This window comes from Micromonospora radicis, assembly GCF_003583405.1.
GTDB classification, from domain to species: Bacteria; Actinomycetota; Actinomycetes; order Mycobacteriales; family Micromonosporaceae; genus Micromonospora; species Micromonospora radicis.
The window spans coordinates 312,550-329,086 of the sequence record NZ_QXEC01000001.1; the positions used below are offsets into that span (position 1 = coordinate 312,550).

Here is a 16,537-nt window from a genome sequence, read left to right on the forward strand (position 1 = left end):
TAGCGGACGGACCCCTCTCGACATCGGGGTGGTGAAGACGCCGATGGCCGGCACCCGGATACCGGGTGCCGGCCATCGTTGTCGTGCGGTGGGTCAGCTGTTCCAGTGCTGGGCGACCAGGTCGGCGGCCTGCTGCTCCCACTGGGCGTAGTGGTCGGGGTACGCCGACACCTGCACCGTCTGCGCGGCCACGGTCAGCGGCATGTCCTGCCACCCGTCGACCTGCTGCAGACCCTTCAGGAACGCCAGGGTCGAGTACTCGGGGTCGGTGATCTGCTCCACCGTGCCCCAGCCACTGGACGGACGCTGCTGGAACAGGCCCTGCGAGTCGTGGTCGTTACGGTCACCCAGGTGACCCAGGTTCTCCAGCTTCGACTCCTGCAGGCTGGTGGCGATGGCGACGACCGCGGCACGCTCGTCCATGCCGGCCTTCTTCGTCGCCGCGATGATCGCCTTGGTGTTCGCGGTCTGCTCGTCGTTCAGGTCGATCCGGGACTGGGCGCCCTGCACACCGTGCGGGATGAGCTTGCCCGTGTCGGGCCGGTCGGCCTGGACGGCGGCGGACAGGCTGCCCGTGGTGGTGGTGGTGTCGGCGGTGGCGTGGTTCAGGGGTCCGGCGGCGAGGCCACCGGCGACGGTGAGGCCGGCGATGGCGAGGACGCTCTTACGCAGCATGGTGTTCATGGGGATGCTCCATTCCGGGGGTCGGGTGTCACCGCCTGGGGGCGGCCGTGGTGACACCGGCGCCGGATCGGCGCCTGGCAGAGCAGAGAGGTTGAAGAACGGACCGGCGGGCTCGCGGGCCGATGGCTCTTCGCGGCGCCGGGACCGGTTACAACGACCGACCGGGGCGGGTCATTCCCGAGGCGCCACCGTCTCGATCCGGGGGTCTGATCGGGGTGCGTCGCGGGGCCCTGCTCGGTCAGCCACCCGTTACAACGCCCCCCACTCGCCCGGCATTCCGCCCGGAGCCGGCCCACCCGAGGCCGGCATATCCGACATTCGGCGTACCCGGGCGGTCCAGTCACCCGCCGCCCACGCCGGTCGAACCCGGCACCGCCGGTACGCCGCGCGACCGGCGGTGTACCCACCACCGGCGGAGACCGGACATCGGGCACCTAGGGTGGGTACGTGGCGACACTTCTGCTCCTGCGGCACGGACGTACCACCGCCAACGCCGACGGTGGCCTGGCCGGCCGCCAACCCGTCGAACTGGACGAGACCGGCCGGGCCCAGGCCAGCGCCGTCGGCGAGCGCCTGCGGGCACTGCCGTTCGCGGCCGTCGTGAGCAGCCCGCTGGTCCGCTGCCGGCAGACCCTCGAACTGGCGCTGCCACAGGCCTCGCCAGAGTTGGACGACGGGCTCATCGAGTGCGGGTACGGCACCTGGGAGGGGCAGCCGCTGAAGAAGCTCGCCAAGGAGCCGCTCTGGCCGGTGGTACAGCAGCATCCCAGCGCGGCCGTCTTCCCCGAGGGCGAGGCGATGGCCCAGATGGCCGCCCGGGCTGTCGCCGCGGTACGCGCCAGGGACGCCCGGGTGAACGCGGAACACGGCCCGGAGGCGGTCTGGTTGGCGTGCAGCCATGGGGACGTGATCAAGGCAATCGTGGCGGACGCCCTCGGCGTACACCTTGATCTCTTCCAGCGGATCGTGGTGGACCCGGCGTCGGTCACCGCGATCCGTTACACCCCGCTGCGCCCGTTTCTGCTGCGGCTCAACGACGTCGGCGGCGACCTGGCCGGGCTGGTGCCGCCGCCCGGCAAGCGGCGCCGCCGGACCGGTCGCCGGGCCGACTCGGACGCCGCGGTCGGCGGCGGCGCCGGAGCCGCGCGGTGACCGGCGGCGCGGCGGCGCGGCGGATCGACGGCGGCGCGGCGGCGCGGCGGGCTGACGTCGGCGCGGCCGCGCGGCGGATCGACGGCGGTGCGGCGGCGCGGTGGGCCGACGGAGCAGCCGCGACCGGGCGGATGGTGGCCCGGGAGCTTACCGGCTTTCGGGTCGGTGGGGTGCGCGGTCCCCGGGGTCGCCGGATAGGGTCGTGGGTATGACCCACCAGGTGCACGCCTTCGAGCCGCCGGAGCGGTTCGTCGCCGGGACCGTCGGGCCGCCGGGGGAACGCACGTTCTTCCTGCAGGCACGCGGCGGCGGGCGGTTGGTCAGCGTCGCGCTGGAGAAGGTCCAGGTCTCTCTGCTCGCCGAGAAGCTGGAGGAGTTGCTCACCGAGGCACAGCGCCGCTTCGGCGTGGACCTACCCGAGGCGCCGACGTCGCTCGGTGACAACGAGCCGCTGGACACACCGGTCGACGAGGAGTTCCGGGTCGGCACGCTCGGCCTCGCCTTCGACGCGGACACCGCCACCGTGGTGATCGAGGCGATCGCGGTCGGCGAGGCGGAGGCCGAGATCGAGTTGGGCGAGTCGGAGGAGGACGACGAACCCGACGACGTCGAACCCGACGAGGACCTCGACCGCCTTCGGGTGCGGCTGACCCCGGAGGCGACCCGCGCGTTCATCGAACGAGCCCGGCGGGTCGTCAACGCCGGCCGCCCGCCCTGCCCGCTGTGCGGCCAGCCGCTCGACCCGGCCGGTCACCTCTGCCCGCGGAACAACGGCTACCACCGGTGACCTCGTCCGGCGTGGCACCCCGGCAGGACGGCGAGGCGGCGTTGCGGCTGTTGCGCGACGGTGAGCTGACCGTGGAAGGCCGGCTCGTGGACGCCTCGAACACCACCCTGCGGGGCATCCTCACCCTGGACGGCGAGACCGCGAGGTGTGTGTACAAGCCGGTGCGGGGCGAACGACCGCTGTGGGACTTCCCGGACGGCACCCTGGCCGGGCGTGAGGTCGCCGCCTACCTCGTCTCCGTGGCCACCGGCTGGGACCTGGTGCCGCCGACCGTGCTACGCGAGGGGCCGTTCGGTCCGGGTTCGTGCCAGCTGTGGATCGACGAGCCGGACGACGCCGAGCCGCTGGTCGGGTTCGTGCCGGCCGACGCGCTGCCGCCCCGGTGGTTCCCGGTCGCCGCGGCCCGCGACGACGACGGCACCCCGTACGCCCTGGCGCACGCCGACGATCCGCGGCTGGCCCGACTCGCGATCTTCGACGCCGTGATCAACAACGCCGACCGCAAGGGCGGTCACGTCCTGCTCGGACCGGACGACCGGATCTACGGTGTCGACCACGGGGTCAGCTTCCACGTGGAGGGCAAGCTGCGTACCGTCCTGTGGGGCTGGGCCGGCCGGCTGCTGCCCGCCGACGGCGTCCAGGCCCTCGACCGGCTCGCCCGCCAGGTCGCCGGCCCGCTCGGCGCGGAACTCGCCGAGCATCTCACCCTCGGCGAGATCGCCGAGTTGGCGGCCCGGGTCGACCGGCTGCGCGAGCACTGCCGTTTCCCCCAGCCGTCAGCGGAGTGGCCGGCCGTGCCGTGGCCCCCGCTGTGAGCCTGAGGTCTTGATCACTCCTGGCCCGCCGTGGCCGTGACCCGAGGCTGGTTAGGCTGACGGGCATGGAGTCTTGGGTGGGGCACGAGGTGCCGCGGTTGCCGGGCAGGGGCGGGCCGCTGAGGTTGTTCGACTCGGCGCGGCAGAGCGTGCAGCCGGCCGATCCGGACGGTCCGGCGACCATGTACGTCTGCGGCATCACCCCGTACGACGCCACCCACCTGGGGCACGCCGCCACCATGATCACCTTCGATCTGGTGCAGCGGATGTGGCGCGACGCGGGCCACCAGGTGCGGTACGTCCAGAACGTCACCGACATCGACGACCCGCTGCTGGAACGCGCCGAGCGCGACGGCGAGGACTGGAAGGTCCTGGCCATGCGGGAGACCGCGCTGTTCCGGGAGGACATGGAGGCGCTGCGGATCATCCCGCCGGCGCACTACGTCGGCGCCGTCGAGTCGATCCCGGACATCGCCGAGAAGGTGCTCGTACTGCTCAAGGACGGTGCCGCGTACCGCCTGGACGACGGTACCGGCGACGTCTACTTCGACATCTCGGCCGCCCCGCGCTTCGGCTACGAGTCGAACCTGTCCCGCACCGAGATGCTGGAGATCTTCCCCGAACGCGGTGGTGACCCGGACCGGGCCGGCAAGCGTGACCCGCTGGACCCGCTGCTGTGGCGCGGCGCCCGCGACGGCGAACCGTCCTGGCCCGGCGGCGACCTCGGCGCGGGCCGGCCGGGTTGGCACATCGAGTGCGCGGTGATCGCCCTGGGCCTGCTCGATGCCACCATCGACGTGCAGGGAGGCGGCAACGACCTGATCTTCCCGCATCACGAGTGTTCCGCCGCGCACGCCGAGCGGCTGACCGGGGCGGCCCCCTTCGCCGGGCACTACGTGCATGCCGGGATGATCGGCCTGGACGGCGAGAAGATGTCCAAGTCCCGGGGCAACCTGGTGTTCGTCTCCCGGCTGCGCGCCGACCGGGTGGACCCGATGGCGGTGCGGTTGGCGCTCCTCTCCGGCCACTACCGCGCCGACCGTTCCTGGACCGACGACCTGCTGACCGCCGCCGAGCAACGACTGGGCCGCTGGCGGCAGGCCGTCGTCGCACCCGCGGGGCCGTCCGGCGCGGCGTTCCTGGCCGGCGTACGGGACCGCCTCACCGACGACCTGGACTCGCCCGGTGCGCTACGGCTGGCCGACGAGTGGGCCGAGCTGACCCTGACCGGGGCCGCCGAGGCCACCACCGACCCGGCCGCACCGGCCCTGTTCGCCGACACCCTGGACGCCCTCCTAGGCATCCGCCTCTAACAGCCACCCTCGTTCTCTCTCCCTCTCCCTCCCTCCCTTCCGTCGCCCCTACCGCCCCGCCCGCGCTTCCCCGCCCGCGCTTCCCCGCCCGCGCTTCCCCGCCCGCGCTTCCCCCCGCGCTTCCCCCCGCGCTTCCCCCCGCGCTTCCCCGGCTCCGTCTCGGTGATCTTGCAGTTCCAGTCGCCCTTCTTACGGGGCATTTGTGGCCCCCCGGAAACACCGTTGGCGAGACAGGCCCCTGTGAGACGAGGCGGGCGTGAGGCGAGGCGGGCGTGAGGCGAGGCGGGCATGGGGCGGGCGGGCGCGTGGGGGTGGGGGTGGGGGTTAGCCGAGGATTAGGTCGGGGTCGGGGTCGGGGTCGGGGCGGGGATCTTGTACTCCTCGGTGAGCGTGGTGACCGGGCCGGGCCAGGTCGCCTGGGCCACCTCAATGGGCTTGCGGTGCGCGTCGTACGCCACATGCAGCAGGTGCAGCACGGGGGTGTCCGGCCGGATCTGGAGGGTTTCGGCCTCCTCCCGGCTGGGCTGGCGGGCGCTGATCGTGTCGGTGGCGGTCGCGTACCGCCGGCCGGTGGCCTCCTCGGCCTCCTGGTAGAGCGGGCGCCCGAACGCCTCGGCGCGTTCCAGGGTGGTGCCGGCGGTCTCGGCCGGTAGGAACCAGGAGGCTCCCACCTCGACCGGTGAGTCCTCGGTGCGGACCAGGTGCCGGCGGCAGAGCAGCTCGGTGCCGTCCGGTACGCCGAACGCGTCGGCCACCTCCGGTGGCGCGGGGGAGCGGCCGACGGTGACGAGTTGTTGCCGGTACCGGGCGGCCAGATCGGTGTGGTAGCCGCGGAAGCCGCCGTAGCGTCCCCGGGATAGCCGGTTGAGCCGCCGCCGGGTGCCCCGTACGTACGTACCGGAGCCGGGTTTGGTGATCAGGATGCCCTCGACCCGCAGCTGGTCGACGGCGCGTTGCGCGGTCTGCTTCGCCACACCGAACAGCTCGGCGACGGCCGGGATCGACGGTAGGCGCTCACCGGGCCCCCAGTCGCCGCGCCGGATCTGTGCCTTGAGCTGCGCGGCGATCTGCCGATGCGGAAACTCCGCCGCCCCCGGATTGATCTGCATCCTCGAACCCCCATCAGCACTAGGCTCCTAGGATGCCCTACGCAGACAGCCCTCCGCCACCCCAACCCGCCCAGAAGTCCGTGTTGATCATGAGGTTGGCGGCACTGGTTGATCTCCAGCGTGCCGCCAACCTCATGATCAACCGCGCGGGCGCGGGCGCGGGCGCGGGCGCGGGGGTGGGGGTGGGGGTGGGTTACCAGGAGCCGGCGGTGGGGCCGGCGGAGCCGCCGCGACGGCGCAGGTACTTCTCGAACTCCTGGGCGATCTCGTCGCCGGTCAGCGGGGTGATGCCGGCGTCGCCGACACGCTCCTCCAGTTCACGGACGTACTCGCCGAGTTCGGCGTCCTGCTCGGCGGCGTTGCGTACCCGCTGCTCCCACTCGGCGGCCTCCTCGGCCAGGTCGGCCATCGGTACCGGCAGGTCGAGGACCTCCTCGACCCGGTGCAGCAGGGCCTGGGTCGCCTTCGGGCAGGGCGGGTTGTTGGCGTAGTGCGGTACGTGCACCCAGAACGAGACCGCGTCGACCTCGGCGCGGGTACAGGCGTCGTGCAGTACGCCGACGATGCCGGTCGGCCCGTCGTAGCGGGTGGGGGTGAGCTGGTACCGCTTGGCGGCGTCGGCGTCGGAGGCGCTGCCGCTGATCGGCAGCGGCCGGGTGTACGGCACGTCGGCTAGCAGCGCGCCGAGCAGCACCACCCGCTCGACCTCGAGGCTGTGGCAGATCTCCAGTACCTGCTCACAGAAGGTGCGCCAGCGCATGCTCGGCTCGATGCCCCGGATCAGCACCACGTCCCGATCGGTGCCGGACGGGCTGGCCACGGTGAATCGCGTGGTCGGCCACTCCACCCGCCGGGTGGCGCCGTCGGCCATCGTGATGGTGGGCCGGCTGACCTGGAAGTCGTAGAAGTCCTCCGGGTCCAGCTCGGTGATCGGCCGGGCCTCCCACACCTGTTCCAGATGTTCCACGGCGGCGGTCGAGGCGTCGGCGGCGTCGTTCCAGCCCTCGAAGGCGGCGATCGCCACCGGAGACCGCAGCACCGGCAGTCCGTCGAACTCGGTCACGCCGTCACCTCACCGCGCGGGTCGTCGGCGACCCCGGTGGTCCGCCCGCCGTGCATGGTGGTGTCGCTGTAGTCCCTCACATCCGTCAGCCTACGTGCCGCGCCGGGACGCGGCCCGTCGGCCGCGCCGGATCGGGGGAGCAGTCCAGCCGGGTCCGGGGCCGCCGAGCCCACCCTGATCGGGCGACAGGCCCGGCATCTGTGGCGGAAGCGGACAACGTGATCCGGGTGACACAATGTGGGAACCGGTGGCGCGTGGGGATGTCGGTACCCGCTGCCGCACTACCCTGAGGGTGTGCGGACTACGTTGCTCGATGCGCTGGCAGAACGGATCCTCATCGCCGACGGGGCGATGGGGACGATGCTCCAGGCCGCCGACCTGACCCTGGACGACTTCGACGGGCTCGAAGGCTGCAACGAGATCCTCAACGTCACCCGCCCCGAGGTGGTACGCGCGGTGCACGAGGAGTACCTGGCGGCCGGTGCGGACTGCGTCGAGACCAACACGTTCGGTGCCAACCTCGCCAACCTCGCCGAGTACGACATCCAGCACCGCATCCGGGAACTGTCCGCGGCCGGCGCCCGGATAGCCCGTGCGGCGGCCGACGCGTACAGCACGCCCGAGCGGCCCCGGTTCGTACTCGGCTCGATCGGGCCCGGCACCAAACTGCCCACCCTCGGTCACGCCGCCTACGCGACCCTGCGCGACGCGTACCAGGAGAACGCGGCCGGCCTGATCGAGGGCGGCGCGGACGCGCTGATCGTGGAGACCTGCCAGGACCTGCTCCAGGTCAAGGCCGCCGTGATCGGCTCGCAGCGGGCGATGGCGGAGCTGGGCCGGCGGGTGCCGCTGATCTGCCACGTCACCGTGGAGACCACCGGCACCATGCTGCTCGGCAGTGAGATCGGTGCCGCGCTGACCGCGATCGAGCCGCTCGGCATCGATCTGATCGGGCTGAACTGCGCCACCGGCCCGGCCGAGATGAGCGAGCACCTGCGCTACCTGTCCCAGCACGCCCGGGTGCCGCTGTCGGTGATGCCGAACGCCGGCCTGCCGCAGCTCACCGCCGACGGCGCGGTCTACCCGTTGACCCCGGTCGAGCTGGCCGACGCCCTGGAACGGTTCGTGACCGAGTACGGCGTCTCCCTGATCGGTGGCTGTTGCGGTACCACCCCCGAGCACGTCCGGCTGCTCGCCGAGCGGCTGCACGGCGCCCGGCCCGGTCCGCGTCAACCGCGTGCCGACCCGGGCGTCTCCTCGATCTACCACCACGTCCCGTTCGCCCAGGACGCCAGCGTGCTGATGGTGGGGGAGCGGACCAACGCCAACGGCTCCAAGGCGTTCCGCGAGGCGATGCTCGCCGCCGACTGGCAGTCCTGCGTGGAGATCGCCCGCAGCCAGGCCCGCGACGGCTCGCACCTGCTGGACCTCTGCGTCGACTACGTGGGCCGCGACGGCACCACCGACATGCGCGAGCTGGCCGGGCGGTTCGCCACCGCGTCCACCCTGCCGATCATGCTGGACTCGACGGAGCCGGCGGTGATCGAGGCCGGGCTGGAGATGCTCGGCGGCCGGTGCGTGGTCAACTCGGTGAACTTCGAGGACGGCGACGGCCCGGAGTCCCGGTACGCCAAGGTGATGCCGGTGGTGGCCGAGCACGGCGCCGCCGTGGTCGCGCTGCTCATCGACGAGGAGGGCCAGGCGCGGACGAAGGAGTGGAAGGTACGCGTCGCCGAGCGGCTGATCGAGGACCTCACCGGCCGGTGGGGGCTGCGCCGCGCGGACATCCTGATCGACGCGCTGACCTTCCCGATCGCCACCGGCCAGGAGGAGACCCGCCGCGACGGCATCGAGACGATCGAGGCGATCCGGGAGATCGCCCGCCGCTGGCCCGGCGTGAACTTCACCCTGGGAATCTCGAACGTCTCGTTCGGGCTCAACCCAGCGGCCCGGCAGGTACTCAACTCGGTCTTCCTGCACGAGTGCGTGCAGGCCGGGCTGACCTCGGCGATCGTGCACGCCAGCAAGATCCTGCCGATGTCGAAGATCCCCGATCAGCAGCGCGAGATCGCCCTCGACCTGGTCTACGACCGCCGCCGCGAGGGCTACGACCCGGTGCAGCGGTTCATCGAGGTCTTCGAGGGCGTCGACGCCGCCTCGGCGCGGGCCACCCGGGCCGAGGAGTTGGCCGCGTTGCCGCTCAACGAGCGGCTCAAGCGGCGGATCATCGACGGCGAGCGCAACGGCCTGGAGGCCGACCTGGACGCGGCGATGGCCGCCGGCACCGCCCCGCTGCTCATCATCAACGACATTCTGCTCGACGGCATGAAGGTGGTCGGTGAGCTGTTCGGCTCCGGCCAGATGCAGCTGCCGTTCGTGTTGCAGTCCGCCGAGGTGATGAAGACCGCGGTGGCGTACCTCGAACCGCACATGGAGAAGGCCGACGACGGCGGCAAGGGCCGCATCGTGCTCGCCACCGTCAAGGGCGACGTGCACGACATCGGCAAGAACCTGGTGGACATCATCTTGTCCAACAACGGCTACGAGGTGGTGAACATCGGCATCAAGCAGCCGATCTCCGCCATCCTGGACGCCGCCGAGGAACACCGGGCCGACGCCATCGGCATGTCCGGCCTGCTGGTCAAGAGCACGGTCATCATGAAGGAGAACCTGGCCGAGATGACCTCGCGCGGGGTCGCGGAGCGCTGGCCGGTCCTGCTCGGCGGCGCGGCACTGACCCGGGCGTACGTCGAGGACGACCTGCGGTCGATGTTCCCCGGCCAGGTGCACTACGCCCGCGACGCCTTCGAGGGACTGTCCCTGATGGACCGGGTGATGACCGCCAAGCGCGGCGGCGCCCCGGTCGTCGACCCCGAGCGGGAGGCGGCCCTCGCGGCCCGCCGGGCCCGCCGGGAACGGCAGCGCGCGGTGGTCGCCGAGTCGCTGCCCGAGCTGAGCGACGCCTCGGTCCGCTCCGACGTGGCGCTCGACGTACCGGTGCCGGCCGCGCCGTTCTACGGCACCCGCGTGATCAAGGGGGTGCCGCTGGCCGACTACGCGGCGCTGCTGGACGAGCGGGCCACCTTCATGGGCCAGTGGGGCCTGCGCGGTGCGCGCGGCGGCAAGGGCCCGTCGTACGAGGAACTCGTGGAGACCGAGGGCCGGCCCCGGCTGCGCTACTGGCTCGACCGCCTGATCGCCGACCAGGTGCTGGAAGCCGCAGTGGTGTACGGGTACTTCCCGGCCTACTCCGAGGGCAACGACCTGGTGGTGCTGGACGAGAACGGGCACGCCGAGCGGGCCCGGTTCACCTTCCCCCGGCAGCGTCAGGAACGCCGGCTCTGCCTGGCCGACTTCTTCCGCCCCCGCGGCGACGACCTGGACGTGGTCGCGTTGCAGCTGGTCACCGTGGGGCAGCCGGTCAGCGAGTACGCGGCCAAACTGTTCGCCCGCAACGAGTACCGCGACTACCTGGAGGTGCACGGGCTCTCCGTGCAGCTCACCGAGGCACTCGCCGAGTACTGGCACAAGCGGGTCCGGGCCGAGCTGACCCTGCCCGGCGGCCGTACCGTCGCCGACGACGACCCGACCGACCTGGCCGGCCTGCTGCGCACCGACTACCGCGGCTGCCGGTACGCGTTCGGCTACCCGGCCTGCCCCGACCTGGAGGACCGGGCGAAGATCGTGGAGCTGCTCGGCGCCGACCGGATCGGCGTGCAGCTGTCGGAGGAGTTCCAGCTCATGCCGGAGCAGGCCACCGACGCCATCGTCGTGCACCACCCGGAGGCCAGCTACTTCAACGCCAAGTGACGCCGTCACCCGGCCTGAGCTGCACGAACACTGTTCCGGTGGGCGCTCAGGCCGTGGTGAGGCCGCCGGGTGGGCTGACCGGTCGGGGCACTCGTGCGTACGGTCGGGCTAGTGCCGCCGGGGCCGACCGACGTGATCGACTCCGTTCCGCCGCAAGGGTGGCATCCCGCGTCTGGGGTGTGCTCTGTTACGGCGCAACGGCGGCACCCGCACCGGGCCCGGCACCCCGCCGGGGCCCGGGCATTGGGTGACCGGCGTCTGGGCTTGACCCGGTCTGCGAACCTGGACGTCCAGGTACGCGCACCCGGACGCTCGGGGACGTCGCCTGCGGATCAGCCGGGAGGACGGATGCGAGTCAAGCCCGCTCAGACCCTGCTCTTCGGATTCGGCTTCGGTGCCATAGGTGGCATCCTCCTCGGCGAGGTGGCCATCTGGCCTGCCCTGGTGGTGATCCTGGCCGGGGGCACCATGACCGTGTTCGGTTCGTCGGCACCCACCCTCAGCGCGGAAGCCCACCTCGACGGGGCTGACCGCGCGCCGGTGCCGCGGCGCATCCGCGGGTTCCAGTTGGCCGACGACGGGCCGACGCTGGCCGGCTTGGGTACCCGCGTCGAGCAGATCCTCCAGATGGCCGAAGAACAGGCCGCCGACCATCGCAACGAGGCGAAGCGGGAGTCGGAGGGCATTCTGGCGGCGGCCCGGGCCGAGGCCGACGCAATCCTGGCGCAGGCCCGCGCGCAGGCCGACCGGACCACCGGTCCGGCCGGCCTGCCGCTCTGACCCGAGAGTTCGACGCCCCGATACCGGCTCGTCGGTCCGACGCCGGCCCCGTCTCGGTCCGACGCCGGCCCGCCGGGTCAACTGCCGAGCCGTCCGACCACGGCCGACCCCTCAGGAACGGGGGGAGGCCGCCCAGGACTGCGGCGCCTCGGCGGGAGACGGGAAGGCGTTCCGCGGTTGTAGGCCCGCCCACCACATGCCGATCGCCAACGCCGCCGTCGCCTCCAGATACGCCGCCCGGACCAGCCCGCCGCATGGTGCCGGCGTGCAACCGATCGAGTCGATCAGGGTCCGCGTCGCGGCGACCGCGGTGGGATGGTCGGCACAGAACGGCACGGCCAGCGGCACGTTCTCGAACGTGGGTGGACGCAGCGTCCAGCTGCTGACGTGACACAGGTTGAACGCCTTGACCACGTACGCCCCGGGCGCGGCGGTCGCCAGTCGCCAGGCGATCGAACCGGTCTCCCCGACGTCGAGCAGCAACCCGTCGTCCGTCGGTACCAGTGGGTTGGTGCAGTCGACGACCGTACGTCCGGCGAGATCGTCGGCCAGTTCGGTGACCAACCGTGGGGCCGCCGCTGCCGGCACCGCCAGCAGGACGGCGTCGCCGTGGCGCGCCGCGTCGGCCAGGCTGCCGGCTCCGGCGGCGGCGAGTTCGGCGGTCCGGCGCGCCCGTAGCGGACTTCGGCCACCGACCAGCACGTCGTGCCCGGCGGCAACCCAGGCACCGCCGAGCGCCGCCGCCATCCCACCCGTACCGAGTATCCCGATCTTCATCCGTACGCTCCCAACACCCGATCGGCGGGCCGGGCGACCCACCACCGTGGACGCTAGGCAGGCCGATGGAGACCAAACGGTGCCCGACGCCTGGGGCAGGATGGTGGCATGGGCGCGTCCATGGAACTGGCCGACGGCTTCACCTCCGACTGCCGGGCTCGCCTGGCGTTCGAGATTCTCGCCAACCGGTGGGACAGCGTGGTGGTCTACACCCTGGCCGCCCACGGGCCGACCCGCCCGGCGCAACTGCGGACCAGGATCGGCGGGATCAGCGCCAAGGTGCTCAATGAGGCGCTGCGCCGGCTGGAGTACAACGGACTGGTGGAACGCCGGCCGTACCGGCAGGCACCGCCCCGTGTCGACTACGCGCTCACCGAAGCGGGTGCCGCACTGCTGGAGCCGATGCGGCTGATGGGCGCCTGGGCCAACCGCTACGCCGACGCGGTCCTCGATGCCCAGCAACGCTTCGAGGAGCGGTGTCACGACCGCGCGCGCCTGCGGCCACGGTGAGCGCCCCTGGCGATTCGGGGGGCGGGTTCGTGGCGGACCCGGGGCGGTCCACGCCCGGCGTGTCGACCGCCCGGGTCGCCGCGAACCAGGCCGGCTCGGTCCCGGACGTCGCCCGGGTCGGTTCGGTCCCGGACGTCGCCCGGGTCGGTTCGGTCCCGGACGTCGCCCGGGTCGGCTCAGTTCCGGAGGCCGGTCGGCTCAGTTCCAAAGGCCGCCCGGGCGGCGTAGCCAGGGTGCCACTGCGGGGGTGGCCAGGAGCAACGCTACGGCGAGGGCCGTGATCACCGCCTGCCCGACCCGACCGGGGGTCACTCCCGCGGTGCCATCCAGGACGTAGTTGGCGTAGCCGTTGGCCGCCGCGTCGGTGACCAGGATGGCGCAGCCCAGGAATAGCCCTTCGAGTCGGCGCAGTGCCAGCAGCAGCGCCGCGAGCGGATCCAGCACGGTCAGCGAGGTGAAGTACAGCAGCAGCCAACCGGGCGTCGAGGAAGCGTCCGGTCCGCCCGGCCGGAGTCCGACCAGGTCGCCCAGGTGGACGATTCCGCCGTACGCGAGGACGCCCGCCGCGGCGACGACCACGACGCGGATCCGGCGGGGCACGCCGGCCCACCGCGGCGTACCTGCTGCCGTCTCCATGGCCCCCGTCCCGCCCGGACGGCCGCCGCCCGGACGGGATCGATGGTAGGCGCGCCCCGTCGCCCCGTCGCCCCGTCGCCCCGTCGCCCCGTCGCCCCGCGCCCGCGCCCCGCCCGTCGTCTGGCGGAAGTCGCGCGCCGGACGTCCGGCGGACGCCCGGCGGTGGAAGTCGGCGCGCAGACGGGGGACTCTCGGAGGCTTCGCCGCTCATGATCATGATGGCTGGCAGGATGTAGATCATGCTCGCGTTGCGCCGCACGATGACCACCTGGACCGTGTTCGTACCGATCGCCGCCCTGCTGGTGCTCGGGCTGACCTGGAACCGGCAGCTCGGCGGCGTGCTGGTGGTCGTGGTGGCGTTGTTCCTGGCCGGCGCGGTCCTCGCGGCCGTGCACCACGCCGAGGTGGTGGCGCACAAGGTCGGCGAACCGTACGGCTCGCTGGTGCTGGCCGTGGCGGTCACCGTCATCGAGGTGGCCCTGATCGTCACGTTGATGATCAGCGGTGGGGAGAAGACCCAGTCGCTCGCCCGGGACACCGTCTTCGCCGCCGTCATGATCACCTGCAACGGCATCCTCGGCCTCTCCCTGCTGATCGGCGCGTTGCGTCGACGCCTGGCCGTGTTCAACCCGGAGGGTACCGGTGGCGCGCTGGCCACCGTGGCCACCCTGGCCACCCTGAGCCTGGTCGTGCCGACGTTCACCATCGGCCGGGCCGGGCCGCAGTTCAGCCCCGCCCAGCTGACCTTCGCCGCCGTGGTGTCGCTGGCGCTGTATGCCCTGTTCGTGATGGTGCAGACCGGCCGGCACCGGGACTACTTCCTGCCGGTGGGCAGCGAGGGCGAGGCACTGCCGGAGGAGGTGCACGCCGACCCGCCGTCGACCCGGCGGGCCATGATGAGCCTGGGTCTGCTGCTGGTCGCCCTGGTGGCCGTGGTCGGCGACGCCAAGTCGGTCTCCCCGGCGATCGAGGCCGGGGTGGCCGCGGTGAACCTGCCACCGGCGTTCGTCGGCGTCATCATCGCCCTGCTGGTGCTGCTGCCCGAGACGCTCGCCGCGGCCCGTGCCGCGCGTCGGGACCGGGTGCAGATCAGCCTCAACCTCGCCCTCGGCTCGGCGATGGCCAGCATCGGCCTGACCATCCCGGCCATCGCCATCGTCTCGATCTGGCTCGAAGGACCGCTGCTGCTCGGCCTCGGCGGCACCCAGGTCACCCTGCTGGCCCTGACCGTCGTCACCGGCGTGCTGACCGTCGTACCGGGGCGGGCCACCCTGTTGCAGGGCGGGGTGCACCTGGTGCTGTTCGCCGCCTTCGTCTTCCTCGCCGCCAGCCCCTGAGCCGCCAGCCCGCCGGGTCGCCCGCCGCTGAGCCGCCAGCCCCTGAGCCGCCAGCCCGCCGGGTCGCCCGCCGCTGAGCCGCCAGCCCCTGAGCCGCCCGCCGCCGGGTCGCTTCGGCCTCCGGGCGGCGTGGCGGTGAACCGGAACGGGCGGTACGGCGTACCAGTCGGCAACATGGCATGCCGACCGTACCCTTCGGGTACTGGATCCGGCATCGCCGAGGCGGGAGGATGCGGTGGCGTCAGCGGGTCGTGGGCGGCGACCGGGCAGGATCGCCGGCTTGGTGGTGGCGCTGGTCGCCGCCGCCGCGTGCATGGTGGACCCGGTGGGGCAACCGACCGGGCCGACCGGACCGACCGGGCCAGGCGAACCTGCGTCACCCAGCGTCGAGGTGACCCGGGCCGACGGCACCGACACCGTCGAGGAGTTCCAGGAGGACGTCTCGGTGGCGCTGCGTACCGCCGAACGCTACTGGGCGCAGCAGTTCGAGGCGTCCGGGTCGTCGTTGCGGCCGATCCGGCGGGTGATCCCGTACCAGCGCGACGGGGAGATCTCCTGCGGCGGGCAGGAGGTGCCCCGCAACAACGCCGTCTACTGCACGGTCAGCGACTACATCGCGTACGACGTGAACTGGTCCTTCCGTGCGTTCCGGCAGGTCGGCGACGCGTTCGTGTACTACCTGATCGGCCACGAGTACGCCCACGGGATCCAGACCCGCCTGGGTGTCAAGTACAACTTCACCATCCAGCAGGAGTTGCAGGCCGACTGCATGGCCGGGGCGTACCTGGGCGGGTCGGTGCGGGCCGGTTGGCTCACCCTCGCCGAGGGGGACCTGGAGGAGTTCCACGAGGGACTGCTCGCCGTCGGCGACGACCCGGGCCAGCCGTGGTTCGCCGAGGGCTCGCACGGCACCCCGGAACAGCGCGCCGAGGCGTTCTTCCGGGGCTACGAGCAGTCCCTGTCGGCCTGCGGGTTGGGTTGAGAAAGGTCACTGTGCCGGGTGTACGGCGGTGACGGGCTGACAGGATTCAGCGGGTACCCGAACCGAGGAGGATCCGGTGACCAGCCGCCATCCCGCCGCCGTGCTCTTCGACATGGACGGCACCCTGGTCGACAGCGAGCGACTCTGGGACGTCGCCCTGGCCGAACTCGCCGAGACCTACGGGGGCACCCTCTCCGGGGCGGCCCGGCGGGCGATCGTCGGCACCGGCATGGCCGACTCGATGCGGATCCTGCACGACGACCTGGGCCAGCCGTACCGCGATCCGGCGGCCAGCGCGGCGTGGATCAACGCGCGGATCCTCGAACTCTTCCGCACCGGGTTGCGGTGGCGGCCGGGAGCGTTGGCGTTGCTCGGCGCGGTGCGGGCGGCGCGGATCCCGACCGCCCTGGTCACCTCCAGCGGCCGGGCACTCGTCGAGATCGCCCTGGACACCCTGGGCCGGGACAGCTTCGACGTGGTGGTCTGCGGTGACGAGGTCGACGCGACCAAGCCGCACCCGGAGCCGTACCTGACGGCCGCGCGGCTGCTCGGCGTACCGATCGAACGGTGTGTGGCGATCGAGGACTCGGCCACCGGGGTGGCAAGTGCGGTCGCCGCCGGTGCGGCGGTGCTGGCCGTACCGGCCGAGGTGCCGCTGGCGCCCAGCGACGGCGTACACCAGTTGGAGAGCCTGCTCGCGGCGGACCTGGACCTGTTGGCCGGCCTGCTGCGCTGAGCCGGGACGCCCAGAAGGGCCCGCTCTCCACGCCGGGCATGGAGAG

The 16,537-nt window shown here is 72.4% G+C and carries 14 protein-coding genes and 1 pseudogene; 10 read left to right on the plus strand and 5 right to left on the minus strand.

The features are described from left to right. Positions 1 to 93 precede the first annotated feature (93 nt). A complete protein-coding gene (locus tag D2L64_RS01465; protein ID WP_119572598.1) occupies positions 94 to 684 on the minus strand; it encodes a hypothetical protein in 591 nt (196 codons plus the stop codon). A gap of 447 nt (positions 685 to 1,131) precedes the next feature. Here D2L64_RS01465 and D2L64_RS01470 point away from each other — a divergent pair, with 447 nt between their 5' ends. From D2L64_RS01470 to mshC, 4 genes are all read left to right on the plus strand, one after another. Next, on the plus strand, positions 1,132 to 1,836 hold the full coding sequence (locus D2L64_RS01470; protein ID WP_119572599.1) for an MSMEG_4193 family putative phosphomutase: 705 nt from the start codon (positions 1,132 to 1,134) through the stop codon (positions 1,834 to 1,836). Between the two features lie 208 nt (positions 1,837 to 2,044). Further along, on the plus strand, positions 2,045 to 2,623 hold the full coding sequence (locus D2L64_RS01480; RefSeq protein ID WP_119572601.1) for a DUF3090 domain-containing protein: 579 nt from the start codon (positions 2,045 to 2,047) through the stop codon (positions 2,621 to 2,623). Further along, positions 2,620 to 3,438 carry an SCO1664 family protein gene (locus tag D2L64_RS01485; RefSeq protein WP_119572602.1) on the plus strand — a complete coding sequence of 273 codons (819 nt, stop codon included), beginning with the start codon at positions 2,620 to 2,622 and terminating at the stop codon, positions 3,436 to 3,438. Before D2L64_RS01480 ends, D2L64_RS01485 begins: the two co-directional genes overlap by 4 nt. A 65-nt stretch (positions 3,439 to 3,503) precedes the next feature. Next, entirely contained in the window at positions 3,504 to 4,751 is a 1,248-nt protein-coding gene (mshC, locus tag D2L64_RS01490; protein ID WP_119572603.1) for a cysteine--1-D-myo-inosityl 2-amino-2-deoxy-alpha-D-glucopyranoside ligase, read from the plus strand. Between the two features lie 335 nt (positions 4,752 to 5,086). Here mshC and D2L64_RS01495 read toward each other — a convergent pair whose 3' ends face one another. Together D2L64_RS01495 and D2L64_RS01500 are read right to left on the minus strand one after the other, a co-directional pair. Then, positions 5,087 to 5,860 carry a GntR family transcriptional regulator gene (locus D2L64_RS01495; protein WP_119572604.1) on the minus strand — a complete coding sequence of 258 codons (774 nt, stop codon included), beginning with the start codon at positions 5,858 to 5,860 and terminating at the stop codon, positions 5,087 to 5,089. A 193-nt stretch (positions 5,861 to 6,053) separates the two neighbouring features. Continuing rightward, complete coding sequence (locus tag D2L64_RS01500; RefSeq protein ID WP_119572605.1) at positions 6,054 to 6,923, minus strand: PAC2 family protein; 870 nt, start codon at positions 6,921 to 6,923, stop codon at positions 6,054 to 6,056. 306 nt (positions 6,924 to 7,229) lie between these two features. Here D2L64_RS01500 and metH point away from each other — a divergent pair, with 306 nt between their 5' ends. Together metH and D2L64_RS28440 are read left to right on the plus strand one after the other, a co-directional pair. After that, positions 7,230 to 10,733 carry a methionine synthase gene (metH, locus tag D2L64_RS01505; protein WP_119572606.1) on the plus strand — a complete coding sequence of 1,168 codons (3,504 nt, stop codon included), beginning with the start codon at positions 7,230 to 7,232 and terminating at the stop codon, positions 10,731 to 10,733. 582 nt (positions 10,734 to 11,315) lie between these two features. Further along, a pseudogene (locus tag D2L64_RS28440) lies at positions 11,316 to 11,474 on the plus strand (cell division protein DivIVA); the annotation flags it as partial. Positions 11,475 to 11,624: 150 nt separating this feature from the next. Here D2L64_RS28440 and D2L64_RS01515 read toward each other — a convergent pair. Continuing rightward, positions 11,625 to 12,515, minus strand: a complete 891-nt coding sequence (locus tag D2L64_RS01515) for an NADPH-dependent F420 reductase (protein WP_407663044.1) — start codon at positions 12,513 to 12,515, stop codon at positions 11,625 to 11,627. Here D2L64_RS01515 and D2L64_RS01520 point away from each other — a divergent pair. Next, complete coding sequence (locus D2L64_RS01520) at positions 12,399 to 12,800, plus strand: winged helix-turn-helix transcriptional regulator (RefSeq protein ID WP_199714361.1); 402 nt, start codon at positions 12,399 to 12,401, stop codon at positions 12,798 to 12,800. The two genes, D2L64_RS01515 and D2L64_RS01520, sit on opposite strands and share 117 nt — an antisense overlap. A gap of 198 nt (positions 12,801 to 12,998) precedes the next feature. Here the strand turns inward: D2L64_RS01520 and D2L64_RS01525 are convergent, their stop codons facing one another. Beyond that, positions 12,999 to 13,436, minus strand: a complete 438-nt coding sequence (locus D2L64_RS01525; protein ID WP_119572609.1) for a hypothetical protein — start codon at positions 13,434 to 13,436, stop codon at positions 12,999 to 13,001. A 239-nt stretch (positions 13,437 to 13,675) separates the two neighbouring features. On the opposite strand from D2L64_RS01525, the gene D2L64_RS01530 reads away from it, so the two are divergent. The 3 genes from D2L64_RS01530 to D2L64_RS01540 all read left to right on the plus strand — a co-directional run bounded on the left by D2L64_RS01530 (position 13,676) and on the right by D2L64_RS01540 (position 16,491). Then, entirely contained in the window at positions 13,676 to 14,773 is a 1,098-nt protein-coding gene (locus D2L64_RS01530) for a calcium:proton antiporter (protein ID WP_119572610.1), read from the plus strand. A 235-nt stretch (positions 14,774 to 15,008) separates the two neighbouring features. Continuing rightward, the gene (locus D2L64_RS01535) at positions 15,009 to 15,755 is read left to right on the plus strand and encodes a neutral zinc metallopeptidase (protein WP_119572611.1); all 747 of its coding nucleotides are present in this window, start codon (positions 15,009 to 15,011) and stop codon (positions 15,753 to 15,755) included. Positions 15,756 to 15,855: 100 nt separating this feature from the next. Further along, on the plus strand, positions 15,856 to 16,491 hold the full coding sequence (locus D2L64_RS01540; RefSeq protein WP_119572833.1) for an HAD family hydrolase: 636 nt from the start codon (positions 15,856 to 15,858) through the stop codon (positions 16,489 to 16,491). Positions 16,492 to 16,537: the final 46 nt, after the last annotated feature.

What these genes read in the sequence shown, in the direction of transcription:
- D2L64_RS01530 (WP_119572610.1), top strand. Translation starts at nt 13,676, where the DNA reads ATGCTCGCGTTGCGCCGCACGATGACCACCTGGACCGTGTTCGTACCG.
- D2L64_RS01480 (WP_119572601.1), top strand. Translation starts at nt 2,045, where the DNA reads ATGACCCACCAGGTGCACGCCTTCGAGCCGCCGGAGCGGTTCGTCGCC.
- D2L64_RS01495 (WP_119572604.1), bottom strand. Translation starts at nt 5,860, where the DNA reads ATGCAGATCAATCCGGGGGCGGCGGAGTTTCCGCATCGGCAGATCGCC.
- D2L64_RS01525 (WP_119572609.1), bottom strand. Translation starts at nt 13,436, where the DNA reads ATGGAGACGGCAGCAGGTACGCCGCGGTGGGCCGGCGTGCCCCGCCGG.
- mshC (WP_119572603.1), top strand. Translation starts at nt 3,504, where the DNA reads ATGGAGTCTTGGGTGGGGCACGAGGTGCCGCGGTTGCCGGGCAGGGGC.
- D2L64_RS01520 (WP_199714361.1), top strand. Translation starts at nt 12,399, where the DNA reads ATGGGCGCGTCCATGGAACTGGCCGACGGCTTCACCTCCGACTGCCGG.
- D2L64_RS01465 (WP_119572598.1), bottom strand. Translation starts at nt 684, where the DNA reads ATGAACACCATGCTGCGTAAGAGCGTCCTCGCCATCGCCGGCCTCACC.